This window comes from Microcystis sp. LE19-84.1B (assembly GCF_027531875.1).
In the GTDB taxonomy this organism is placed as follows: domain Bacteria; phylum Cyanobacteriota; class Cyanobacteriia; order Cyanobacteriales; family Microcystaceae; genus Microcystis; species Microcystis panniformis.
The window spans coordinates 1-11,240 of record NZ_JAPZSR010000217.1 but is presented as its reverse complement, the minus strand read 5'-3'; the positions used below and the strand labels follow the sequence as shown (position 1 = coordinate 11,240).

Sequence of the window (11,240 nt, the reverse complement as noted above, 5' to 3'; positions counted from 1 at the left end):
GAACCCTTATAGAGAAAGGCATTTAGCGATTTTTGTCAATTGTTTTTGCTCTAGAGCGAACTAATCAATTAAGTCTCTTGTCAGATAAGGATTTAGTCGATTTATGCCCCCCTATCGAACCATAACAAGTAACGAAGAGCCGCAATCGTTTACTATTTTTAACCACTCCTTTAATGAAAGGAGATGATGTTAAAGCAGTTCAAAAAAAATTAATTGAAAAAGGTTTCAGTGTTGGAGACATGGGAGCAGACGGTTTTTTTGGACAAGGAACGGCTCAAGCGGTTATTCAATTTCAAGATCAAGCTAATTTAGACCCTGTTGACGGAATTGTCGGTGATAGGACGAAAAAAGCTCTTGGACTTTCAGCATAGACGGAGCTTTTTGCGAAAATACAAAGTAAGCTTTAATGCTTAATCCCTAAAAATTGTTGCAACAATAACTATAGTTGCACACGTCGATCTCTTACTGTTGGGGTCGCCCGATCGCCGTCCTTCCGTGGCTAAGAGTTTACCGGATCTCGATCGCCTTCTCGGTACTTCCCTCTCGGATTATGTGCGGGTTAATGTCAATTGTCCCGTCCTTTTAGCTAGAAAAGAAGGGATTTAGCCCTTATTGGGTGTAGGCAGGTAAGTCTTGACTCATTTGGTTTAAGTTGCTGGCAATGGCTTTCATCGTCATAAAAGCCGAGCTAAAGGCGATTAGCTCATTTAAGGGATAACTTCGACTCTCAACCCGCAAGCTCAGTAATTGCTTCTCAAGAGATTCGATTTCTTCGATGAGCAATCCTAACTTTGGTGGGTTGAGAATAACCTGAGCAGCGATCGCAGTCTGTTTTGCGATCGCTAAAATCATCAGCCATTTTTACTTTTTTGGTGAGGACGGTGGGCAGACATTTGGAGCGTTTTGCCCGTAAATATGCACCGATATTTTCCAGTTCAATTTTAAGAACTTCCCGATAAAGGAAGAGGATGGCGTTGAGGGCTTGGTTTTGGGTGGCGGCGGCAACGTTTTTATCAACGGCAAGATGGCTCAAAAAGGACTTGATCTCTTCTTTTCCCATCTCACGGGGATGTTTTTTCTGATGGAAGAGCAGATAACGCTTAATCCAGTCCAGATATGTTTGTTCGGTGCGGTAGGAGTAATGCGGTAGGGCGAATGGTTTCACGCACTACGTCTAGGAGTTTTCGGGGTGGGGGAGGGTTCATAAAAGAGTACGCTAATCGGCATAACACGCTTATCGTAATATTATACGGAAAACTTCTCGCGATCGCTCCATTTGAGCGTAATATACGGAAAGATTCTTAAAAAAATGTGTATTTGGCGTGATATACGGAAACTTTCCGCATAATGTATAGTTAGTTTTATCCAACAACTTGGTTAACATACAGGCAATAACACATTCAGTACAATAAAAACATCCACATCAATTATCATAAGGAGATGTAATATGAGTCTTTTTAATAAATTGAAATCCCTAATAAACGACGATGGTTTAGATGCAGATGCAATCGTAGTCATTGCACCAATTTCTGGCGAAATTATCAATATAGAGGATGTTCCTGACGTTGTGTTCGCTAAGAAAATAGTTGGGGATGGTATCGCTATAAAACCATCAGGAAACAAAATGGTTGCCCCTGTAAATGGAACAATCGGCAAGATATTTGAAACAAACCACGCGTTTTCTATAGAATCTGACGAAGGGATTGAACTGTTTATTCACTTTGGTATAGATACAGAGGAATTAAAGGGGGAAGGCTTCAGGCGTATTGCCGAAGAAGGTCAAACAGTTAAAGTAGGTGATATTATCCTCGAATTTGATTTAGTTCTTTTAGAAGAGAAAGCAAAATCAACTCTAACACCAGTTGTTATCTCCAACATGGATGAAATTAAAGAATTGAACAAGCTTTCTGGCAATGTCACGGTAGGTGAAACACCTATTTTGCGCGTTACAAAATAACGTACTCAACACAATTGATTATTAAAATGTGGCTCTTCTCGACTTTGTGTGATAATTTTTGCTTATAGAATCGTGAAATGTTTACTGGCAAAGACTTTTAGGACTATTTTGCTGAAGAAACTATCAGTATAGACCCCGTTTCCACACAGAAACCAGAAGAGCCAAAATGTAACAAACTCAATATCGCAAACGAGAGCAAGTGCGATCGCCGATCTTGTAGGGTGCGTTAATGAAATGTAACGCACCTTATCTAATGTTCAAAATCCGTGCGTTACGCTAACGCTAACACACGCTACATCATATCGATCGCAAAGATTCAGTGCGATGCCGAAGGCACTGCATAGCAGATCGCAAATCTTGTTGTGCGATCGCAAATCTTGTTGTGCGATCGCCGATATTGTAGGGTGCGGTAACGCAGTGAACGCACCTTATCTCAGGTTCAACATCCGTGCGTTACGCTAACGCTAACACCGGCTACATCATATTTGATCGCCAAGATTAAGTGCGATCGTTTATCTCCGTAGGCTGGGTTGACGGCAGGAAACCCAGCATTGCTTTTCTCTATCAACACTAACCAAAAGCGCGATCCCACCCAAAACACATCGACCCTTATTAGAAGCGGATAATTTTGATCGTGCATCGCGATCGTTGAAAACAGACATCAAATTCTCGAAAAAAGTTCGTTTGCCCAAGAATTAAGGGTATCTGAGAGGTTTTTGCCCAAGCAAAGGCTAGACGAACAGGTTCCAAATTCCCAATTTGAACATACACAAATAACCCTCGTGCTTCAACCCTTGCAAGATTTCCGGCCAATGGCAAGCGGACAGTTTGTTCCTCCCAAATTGCACCCAATTGCGGACCGATGTCGTAAGGTAATAGATTGACCGTAGATCTGGTATCCAGCAGGGCATTCGCAGAAACAGAAAGGCCTGCATGACTCAGAGTGATGGGAATCGTGGGTAATGCTTCATCGTCGGAAAGGGGAAATTCGACTGTACTAGGCATGGGTAGATGCCTCTCGGTCATCCTGAATCATATGCATCAGAATATTGGCGGCTTCCGTGGCATCGTAGGGCGACCAAATCGGATACTCTGATGCGGAAAAGATAACCCGTAGTTCAGCATCCGGGATTTGTGCAGCTAGGAGTTTGAAGAGTGATAATTTGTCTGTCTGGCTCAGATTGTTGACCAGAAGAATTAACTCAGTGAGTGACATGGCTTAAACTTCTAGATATGCGAGAATAAATTGATCATAAGCGATCTGTGAGGTACGGTCTAACAATCCCGTTGCACACCGACCGTATCAGGTTGGTCGGTGCTGAGCAACAAGAACCACATCATGTCCAGCATCAATTAGAAATCTTGCAGTGATAGCGTAAACATCTTGATCGAGGAGAAATTTCATTATTAAGCCGACACGAGTTTAATATCTTCAGCCGATACTAAAGCAATCGCATATTGCAGACAAGCACGAATGTCTTCAATTTGTAAATCAGGGTAATAATCCTGAATAATTATACTGAAAGAGAGTCTCTCATTTAGCAACTCAAGAACACTCTGCACAGTTATGCGCGTCCCTTCTATGCAGGGCTTCCCAAAATGAATTTGAGGGTTAACAGAAATTTTATACATTGTTGTCACCTAGTCGTAAGATGCCTTTATTTTAGATCACATCGCACAAAAAAAGCCGTATAACAAGTCGCTGCACCGGAACGCCGTCATTTGGTTGGTTGAGTGCGATGCCGAAGGCACTGCGTAGCAGCACGCCGATCTTGTAGGGTGCGTTAATCAAATGTAACGGTGCGATTCGTTTCTAGGGGAATAAATAGCCTAGAGTAGCCTGTAGGTTGAACTTCGGCCGTGAGCTTTTGCCGAACGGTTGACGCAAGGAAACCCAACCATATCAAGTTTGCTGTGAGGTTCCGCTGTTGCTACAATTTGATCCCACATCCATAATTCTATCAAGCTAAAATGGAGTGCTATCTAGAAGGAACTTATGATGAAATACAAAATTGTCCTTTATCGTTCTGAAGAAGGAATTACTGTTGGCGTTCCTGCGCTCCCCGGTTGTTGGTCTGAGGGAGATACTGAGGAAGAGGCATTAACCAATATCCAAGATGCAATTCGTGAGTATCTTGCAGCCTTAGAAGAACGCTTGCAAGATGGGGAAATTCGTGAAATTGAAATGCAGGTGTAACTATGCCTAGAATTCCTGGCGTAAATCACCTAGATGCAGTACGAGCCTTGGAGAAGGTAGGCTTTCGGATCATTCGCCAAGGCAAACATATCATCATGAGTGATGGGGTGCGTCAAGTTGCTCTTCCAAGGCACAATCCAATTAAGGCATTTACAATGGGTGGAATTGTTCAAGATGCTGGTTTGACAGTCGCAGAATTTCGTAAACTATTATGAGTGCGATGCCAAAGGCACTGCGTAGCAGATCGCCTCGCCCGTAGGTTGGGTTGACCCAAGGAAACCCAACATCAATCAACTCATAACAGAGTGCGATGCCGAAGGCACTGCGTAGCAGCACGCCGATCTTGTAGGGTGGGTTAATGAAGTGAACGCACCTTATCTAATGTTCAAAATCCGTGGGTTACGCTAACGCTAACACAGGCTACATCATATCGATCGCCAAGATTAAGTGATTGCCAAAGCGATCGAGCATTTGCGTAAACGTCTTGATCGAGAAGAAATTTTATTATTAAGCCGACACGAGTTTAATGTCTTCAGCCGCTACTAAAGCGATAGCATATTGCAGACAAGCACGAATGTCTTCAATTTGTAAATCAGGGTAATAATCCTGAATAATTATACTGAAAGAGAGTCCCTCATTTAGCAACTCAAGAACACTCTGCACAGTGATGCGCGTCCCTTCTATGCAGGGCTTACCAAAATGAATTTGAGGGTTAACAGAAATTTTATACATTGTTGTCACCTAGTCGTAAGATGCCTTTATTTTAGATCACATTGCACAAAAACAGCCGTATAACAAGTCGCTGCACTGGAACGCCGTCATTTGGTTGGTTGAGTGCGATGCCGAAGGCACTGCGTAGCAGCACGCCGATCTTGTAGGGTGCGTTACGGCGAATTATTAATTTTAGTTTTTTGACTAAATTGATAGCCGCCTAACGCACCCTACACTCTGAATATACAGCCCTGAGAGCAGAAATCCTTCAGGCTGATAATATTTGCCTATTATCTATTGGGTGTAAGCAGGTAAGTCTTGACTCATTTGGTTTAAGTTGCTGGCAATGGCTTTCATCGTCATAAAAGCCGAGCTAAAGGCGATTAGCTCATTTAAGGGGTAACTTCGACTCTCAACCCGCAAGCTCAGTAATTGCTTCTCAAGGGATTCAATTTCTTCGATGAGCAATTCTAACTTTGGTGGGTTGAGAATAACCTGGGCAGCGATCGCCTCAGCAATTTCATCAAAAGCGATCGCGGTTTGTTGTGCAATCGCTTGTAATTCAGGTAAAAACTTTTGTCGTATCGGTTCAGGAAGCGGTTGCTGTAGCCCATCTTGTAAAGCATCCAGTTGAGCCCAGAGTTTTTGTTCGTAGCCGATGGAGAAATTCCAAAAATTTTGGTGTTTGGTTGCTAAAACTGTGGAAATTTGTTCGAGACTGGCAATCTTAACCGAGGCTGGATGTTGAGCGATCGCCACTGTGATTGCCTGCTTCAGTTGGGCGATATCTGAGGGTGGTATCGTATCCTGAAAATAGCCTGACAGCAGTTTTTGATATAGCTGTCCCATTTTCTTAAAAGTCACAGAAAAACCTGTTTCCAGTTCGTTTGTAGCCGATTTTGTCATAAATACAGTGGTCAGCAACACCCCCAGAAACGCGCCTACGGGAACTGAAATTAGTGCAGCCCAAATTCCTTGCTCGAAAAAAGGAAAAATATCCTTCCCGATGGCATCGGCTGCTACAATCGCACCGATGCGAGCGATCGGCGTAAACCCCAGCCAAGCACAACTGAAGTAGGCGAAAAAATAAGCCAGACTGCTACTAAAAGGATTATAACCAAAGGACTTGACCAACAGGTAAATACAGAGAATCGTCAAACTCAAGGAAACAGTGGCCGCCCAACCGATTGCGATCGCTCGACCCCGTGTCGGTTGAATGACAGTGACCACTGCACCTATTATCACAATATCTGCCACTTTTTCGTAAGCAGAAGGATAGGGAAACTCGATGTGACGAATAATAGCCAGTAACAAACCAATAACCAGGCCAAGACTGACAATTTCTCTCAGGCGTTTTAGGGGTATAGGGGCCCATTTGGGAAAGGTAATCAGGTGTCTTCGCCTGAAAGTTGCAGTTACTTTGGTTTTATCGATTATCCTGCCTCCTAATCCCTCGCATTGTTGAATAAATCGAGATACAAGTTGAATAAATTGATAAAACTGTAGTGATTCTTGAACATCATACCGGTCAATCTCTCCACTGGTTCGGAGATGATCAAGTTTACCTCCAATATTCGCTAAATCTTCTTCTAATTCTGTGAGGTAAGGGGTAGCTAAGATTTTTTTGGCGTTACTCAGATCCCTCAAGCTATCAAAGCTGTCGATAAGATGAGTCGCCAATTGGTGAAATTCATCCCTGAACTGATGCACTAAATTTTGTTCATGCTTTTCGCCTTTAAAAGCCATCAGATCAGCTAATTGTCGAGTCAATTGGTTCTGAATTGCCAAGATTTCACTCCAATTTTCTGCCACCAATATCTCACTACCGAATTCATGGGTTGCTTTTGTGAGTGTTGAAAGGCTAGTTTGTGTTGATTTTTTAATCTGATTGAGTAAGTTAAGCTCGTTCTGCTCAATAGAAAGAGGATAATCCCGCTCGTCGCCATCAGTTTTTAGGTAGCGATCGAGGATTTTTTGGAACAAGTGCGGTATATCTTGAAGGATTCCCATCAAGTTCCGGTTGAGATCGGATCGAGTATTCTGGGGCCAAAATAGTAAGGCCACAGCAATTCCCACAGCGATTCCGATCCAGTTATCGATGAGGCGCGATCGCAAATAGAGCCAGATATTTTGTTGTGCTGATGTTCCTACCACTCTCATGGCAATTAAAGCGCCCAGTAGTGTGGCTTGGGAATAAGCGGCTTGCCATCGGTAAGTTTCACAGATCAGGGCGGCTAAAATGTAGGTGAGAGAGGGAATGACAAAAAAACTTGAGCCTTGGATTCCGTAGGCGTTTACCAGGATAGCGGCAATGATTCCCCCCAAAGCACTTCCCCCCAAACGCCCCAAACCTGCGGCGATCGCACCTCCCATCGATGGCTCAATCAGTACAGATACATACCCAAAGACGGGATAGACAAAGTTGTCTAATACATTTCCTCGGTGCCAAAAGAAACTCGTTAAGAGAGCAGCACCCAGGGAAAACTTCAATCCCTGTCTGATCATTAGCCCGTTTTTACTGTCCAAGGTATCTCTATATCCTTTTTCGACTTACTCATTGTTACCCATTAATCGCTCGCTCAATCCCATATAAAATGAGTGCCAAAAACGTCACCAACCAAAACCAAAGCTGAGGAGGCTCACTATGGATCAAGATGACTAAGACAAACGCTGCGGCGATAATCCACCACTTAAACCACCAAGTCCACCATTGAGAACGTCTTTTCGGATTTTCCATATTAGGTTTAACCGTTTATTCTAGTCGTTGTTTCTTTTAGCTACTTACGCTCGCAAGATTGTGGTTAACGGTCGTACACCCCTGTAACCCAGCGAAAAGCAGGGGTTATGTAACTCACTAAAGAACGCTCTTCCACCACGGCATGGACATCTGCGGTAGTCCCGTTGGTGATTCTTTGGGGCGCTCCCTTAGCTTGAGTCCAGTAAAAACCACTCGGTGTATTGCGATCGACCTTCAGGGCTAAAGTGGCTTTGATAACACTTGCATTGACGGGTATAGGCTTATCGCGATCGTCTTCATCTCTACCCAGAAACAGCTTGCTGGCGAGTTCATTACTTCCCACTATATTTGCCAGTTCTGCCACAGTTACCGGCTGCTGATCGACGGAAACGACCTTAGCGACGATACCCCCATAGCGTTCGCGATCATAGAGATCGGGAACGACTTCTACTTCCTGGCCCGGTTCTAATCGTTTGGCATCACCGCTCTTAAACAAAGCTACCACGTTGGTCTTGGCCTTTAGATTGGAGACTTCTAACGTACCTATGCGTCCCCCCGGGGCCAGAACTTCCCCCGGATTAACAGATAAGTCTAAAATCTGGCCGTTGTACAGACTCACTACATTTTTGTTGGCTTGAATGGTGGTTTTTAAGGTATTAATCTCTCGTTGCTGGTCAGCGATCGCATTGTAACGAAGAATATCACTGGCTGTATCTTGCAGGTCTATTTGCCGTTTTTCTGTGTTTAGTATATTATTCTGGGCTGTCAATGCGTTCATCTGCGCTCGCAGGCTTTCATCAACCCCCTTAAGGCGATCGAGTTCTATTTGGACGCGATTGATACTATTAGAAGCCTCTAGATTATTGAACTGAAATAAATAGGAGGGAAAATCTAGCTTGGCGACAGCCCCCTCTTCGATAAGTTTATCGTAGGCGGCTAGTCTTTCATCCGTTGAGTTCTGGAAATTTTTAAGGTATCGAGCATGGGAGAGATAAGCTTCTCGCTGTTTTTGATTACTGGCTAATTGAACTTGAAGTGCTTTAATCTGAAGCTGATTGGCCTTTTGCTGGCGCTCTATTGAGGCTGCATTCAATTGGCGACGACTCACTTCAATAGAGTCAACTCTTTTATCCTGCTGCTTGAGATCTGCTAGTCTATCCTTTTTATCCCTTAATTCTGTTTCCAATTCAGGAAACTCTAAAGTTGCCAGTAATTGCCCTTTTTTGACAGAATCTCCCGGTTGAATCAGGAGGGTTAACACCCGTCCACCTTGACGGGGTTCGATATTAACAATAGAACGAGGAATCAAAATGACCGCTCGTCCTTGAATAGGAGTCGGAATCTTACCAACTATCGCCCAATAACTCAGTCCTCCGAGCAAAAGACCCACCGGCATTAAGCGCAGGATTATCTCCCCTAATCTTCCTGTTGGCTCCGAATATTTAAACGTTTTTTCTGAATCAATTTTAGGATCAATTCCCGTTTTTATTTGATTATTATCCTGATGTTCTATTCTAGCCTGCGTTGTTTTCTTCGCACCCATATCTGGCTGCTGATGATTCTGATCAGACATAGATTCGGCTTGATTTTTTGCCATTGTAATGAGTAAAAATCACTTAATTTGTAACATGATAAACACTCAGAGGATATTACTTTAGACTAGGAAAATCCCCTGAAAAAATCGCTCAAGCTATTTTTGAGGTATGATAACTAGGCTACCTCGAAAGATTTACCGAAGGCTCAAACCTTTAAAATTTCCTGTAAGAAACCTAATAAAGTAGTACACTTGATGCGACCTAAAACAACCTAATAGGGATCAAGTGTTTGAGTCCAACACTCCGACTAGAGAGATAATCTATCGAAGGAGTTTACACCATTCCAGCTTCTAACTTACATAAGGCGTATAGATTCATTGTAACCGTTCAGGGGGGGGATGTCAAGCCGCCAGTGGCATTGACTCTGTGGAAGGACTCTCCTGGGGCAGCAGAGAGAGCCACGGATACTACTCTCTCACAGTAGCGGCTCTTTTCTAAGTCTTTTTAGATTACTAGATTTTGTCCCCTCCTGAACGGTTATACTAAATCCAGTTATTAAAAACTGATTATTTATTCTCCGTTTTGCATGAGTGCATGAGTAGAAAACGGGTTTCTCGGAGAAACCCGTTTTCTGTGCGTTACTCAACGGATTTAGTATTACTTCAAGGGAGAAAAAGCGATCGGGCTATAATAAAGAAAATTTCACTTTAACTTGAGAAAATTCATTATGACAGCCACTATTGAAGACATTCGGGAAATACTAAAGGAATTAGCTCAATCCCAACAAGAGTTATCCCAATCCCAACAAGAGTTATCCCAAGCTCAACAAGAGTTATCCCAAGCTCAAAAAGAAACGGATAAACAAATCAAGGAAACAGATAAACAAATTAACAGAGTTAGTCAGCAGATTGGGGAGTTAGGCAATCGTTTAGGAGAGTTTGTTGAGTGGCAAGTACGTCCTGCGGTGGTGCGTCTGTTTCAGGAGCGGGGTATTGATGTCCATGAGTTTCACCCTGGTATTTCGGTAAAACGGGATAATGAGGGTTTAGAAATTGATCTATTAGTAGTGAATGATACCGATGCCATTTTAGTGGAAGTCAAAAGTAAGTTAACTCAAAGAGATGTGGACGAGCATTTACAACGTTTGGCCAAGTTTAAGCGGTTAATGCCTCGTTTTCGAGATGTAAAAGCTTTGGGAGCGGTTGCAGCGATGATTGTTCCCAATGAGGTGGCGAGTTACGCTTGTCGTCAGGGTTTATTTGTGTTGGTGCAGTCAGGGGAAAATGTAATAATTTTAAATGATGCGGAGTTTACGCCCCAGGTTTGGTAGGTTTAGCTTTTTCTCGAAATCTTATAGGTTCTGTGCGATTAGTTTAACTTACATTATGGTTGATCTTTGTGTACTTTGTGTCTTTGTGGTTCGTTCCACTCCCTCCCTAGGAGGAATGTATCTTAGAATACATTTTACCCACCAAATCCAAGAGAGCCGATTCCATTCCCGCCAATAATCAACGCTAAAATTATACTAAATCCCTTGAGTATCGGCTACATCACTTTAACTTGAGAGAAATTCATTATGACAGCTACTATTGAAGACATTTGGGAAATACTAAAGGAATTGGCCCAATCCCAACAAGAGTTATCCCAATCCCAACAAGAGTTATCCCAATCCCAACAAGAGTTATCCCAATCCCAACAAGAGTTATCCCAAGCTCAACAAGAGTTATCCCAAGCTCAAAAAGAAACGGATCAACAAATCAAGGAAACAGATAAGCAAATTAACAGGGTTAGTCAGCAGATTGGGGAGTTAGGCAATCGTTTAGGAGAATTTGTCGAGTGGCAAGTACGTCCTGCGGTGGTGCGTCTATTTCAGGAGCGGGGTATTGATGTGCATGAGTTTCACCCCGGTATTTCGGTAAAACGGGATAATGAGGGTTTAGAAATTGATCTATTAGTAGTAAATGATACCGATGCCATTTTAGTGGAAGTCAAAAGTAAGTTAACTCAAAGGGATGTGGATGAGCATTTACAACGTTTGGCTAAGTTTAAACGGTTAATGCCTCGTTTTCGAGATGTAAAAGCTTTGGGAGCGGTGGCAGCGAT

General features: G+C 43.0%; 15 protein-coding genes and 1 pseudogene. 7 read left to right on the top strand and 9 right to left on the bottom strand.

The features are described 5' to 3' along the window. Positions 1-173: 173 nt before the first annotated feature. A complete protein-coding gene (locus tag O9324_RS12690; RefSeq protein ID WP_288140376.1) occupies positions 174-371 on the top strand; it encodes a peptidoglycan-binding domain-containing protein in 198 nt (65 codons plus the stop codon). A gap of 79 nt (positions 372-450) precedes the next feature. Continuing rightward, positions 451-606, top strand: a pseudogene (locus tag O9324_RS12685) (universal stress protein); the annotation flags it as partial. A gap of 3 nt (positions 607-609) precedes the next feature. Here O9324_RS12685 and O9324_RS12680 read toward each other — a convergent pair. Beyond that, complete coding sequence (locus O9324_RS12680) at positions 610-783, bottom strand: hypothetical protein (RefSeq protein ID WP_002791477.1); 174 nt, start codon at positions 781-783, stop codon at positions 610-612. Beyond that, the gene (locus O9324_RS12675) at positions 755-1,165 is read right to left on the bottom strand and encodes a phage integrase N-terminal SAM-like domain-containing protein (protein ID WP_288140375.1); all 411 of its coding nucleotides are present in this window, start codon (positions 1,163-1,165) and stop codon (positions 755-757) included. The genes O9324_RS12680 and O9324_RS12675 overlap by 29 nt, the downstream gene beginning before the upstream one ends. Before the next feature lie 282 nt (positions 1,166-1,447). Here O9324_RS12675 and crr point away from each other — a divergent pair, with 282 nt between their 5' ends. Continuing rightward, on the top strand, positions 1,448-1,957 hold the full coding sequence (gene crr / locus O9324_RS12670) for a PTS glucose transporter subunit IIA (RefSeq protein WP_002788764.1): 510 nt from the start codon (positions 1,448-1,450) through the stop codon (positions 1,955-1,957). A gap of 612 nt (positions 1,958-2,569) precedes the next feature. On the opposite strand, the gene O9324_RS12665 is transcribed toward crr, so the two are convergent. The 3 genes from O9324_RS12665 to O9324_RS12655 all read right to left on the bottom strand — a co-directional run bounded on the left by O9324_RS12665 (position 2,570) and on the right by O9324_RS12655 (position 3,589). Next, positions 2,570-2,962 (bottom strand): pepsin/retropepsin-like aspartic protease family protein, encoded by a 393-nt coding sequence (locus tag O9324_RS12665; protein ID WP_288140374.1) that lies wholly within the window; start codon positions 2,960-2,962, stop codon positions 2,570-2,572. After that, entirely contained in the window at positions 2,955-3,173 is a 219-nt protein-coding gene (locus O9324_RS12660; RefSeq protein WP_288140373.1) for a hypothetical protein, read from the bottom strand. Before O9324_RS12660 ends, O9324_RS12665 begins: the two co-directional genes overlap by 8 nt. A gap of 191 nt (positions 3,174-3,364) precedes the next feature. Next, positions 3,365-3,589, bottom strand: a complete 225-nt coding sequence (locus O9324_RS12655) for a DUF433 domain-containing protein (protein ID WP_288140372.1) — start codon at positions 3,587-3,589, stop codon at positions 3,365-3,367. A 367-nt stretch (positions 3,590-3,956) separates the two neighbouring features. Here O9324_RS12655 and O9324_RS12650 point away from each other — a divergent pair, with 367 nt between their 5' ends. Both O9324_RS12650 and O9324_RS12645 read left to right on the top strand, forming a co-directional pair. Beyond that, positions 3,957-4,154, top strand: a complete 198-nt coding sequence (locus O9324_RS12650) for a type II toxin-antitoxin system HicB family antitoxin (RefSeq protein ID WP_002738180.1) — start codon at positions 3,957-3,959, stop codon at positions 4,152-4,154. A gap of 2 nt (positions 4,155-4,156) precedes the next feature. Further along, entirely contained in the window at positions 4,157-4,369 is a 213-nt protein-coding gene (locus O9324_RS12645; protein WP_002763902.1) for a type II toxin-antitoxin system HicA family toxin, read from the top strand. A 292-nt stretch (positions 4,370-4,661) separates the two neighbouring features. Here O9324_RS12645 and O9324_RS12640 read toward each other — a convergent pair whose 3' ends face one another. The 4 genes from O9324_RS12640 to O9324_RS12625 all read right to left on the bottom strand — a co-directional run bounded on the left by O9324_RS12640 (position 4,662) and on the right by O9324_RS12625 (position 9,199). Continuing rightward, the gene (locus tag O9324_RS12640; RefSeq protein WP_002753441.1) at positions 4,662-4,886 is read right to left on the bottom strand and encodes a DUF433 domain-containing protein; all 225 of its coding nucleotides are present in this window, start codon (positions 4,884-4,886) and stop codon (positions 4,662-4,664) included. A gap of 273 nt (positions 4,887-5,159) precedes the next feature. Next, a complete protein-coding gene (locus tag O9324_RS12635) occupies positions 5,160-7,370 on the bottom strand; it encodes an aromatic acid exporter family protein (RefSeq protein WP_288140371.1) in 2,211 nt (736 codons plus the stop codon). Between the two features lie 55 nt (positions 7,371-7,425). Further along, positions 7,426-7,602 (bottom strand): hypothetical protein, encoded by a 177-nt coding sequence (locus O9324_RS12630; RefSeq protein WP_002735384.1) that lies wholly within the window; start codon positions 7,600-7,602, stop codon positions 7,426-7,428. Between the two features lie 64 nt (positions 7,603-7,666). After that, a complete protein-coding gene (locus tag O9324_RS12625; protein ID WP_353851714.1) occupies positions 7,667-9,199 on the bottom strand; it encodes an NHLP bacteriocin system secretion protein in 1,533 nt (510 codons plus the stop codon). A 665-nt stretch (positions 9,200-9,864) separates the two neighbouring features. Here O9324_RS12625 and O9324_RS12620 point away from each other — a divergent pair. After that, on the top strand, positions 9,865-10,467 hold the full coding sequence (locus tag O9324_RS12620) for a DUF3782 domain-containing protein (protein ID WP_288140369.1): 603 nt from the start codon (positions 9,865-9,867) through the stop codon (positions 10,465-10,467). 246 nt (positions 10,468-10,713) lie between these two features. Beyond that, positions 10,714-11,240 (top strand): DUF3782 domain-containing protein (locus O9324_RS12615; protein WP_288140368.1); only part of this gene is annotated, 527 nt, incomplete at its 3' end.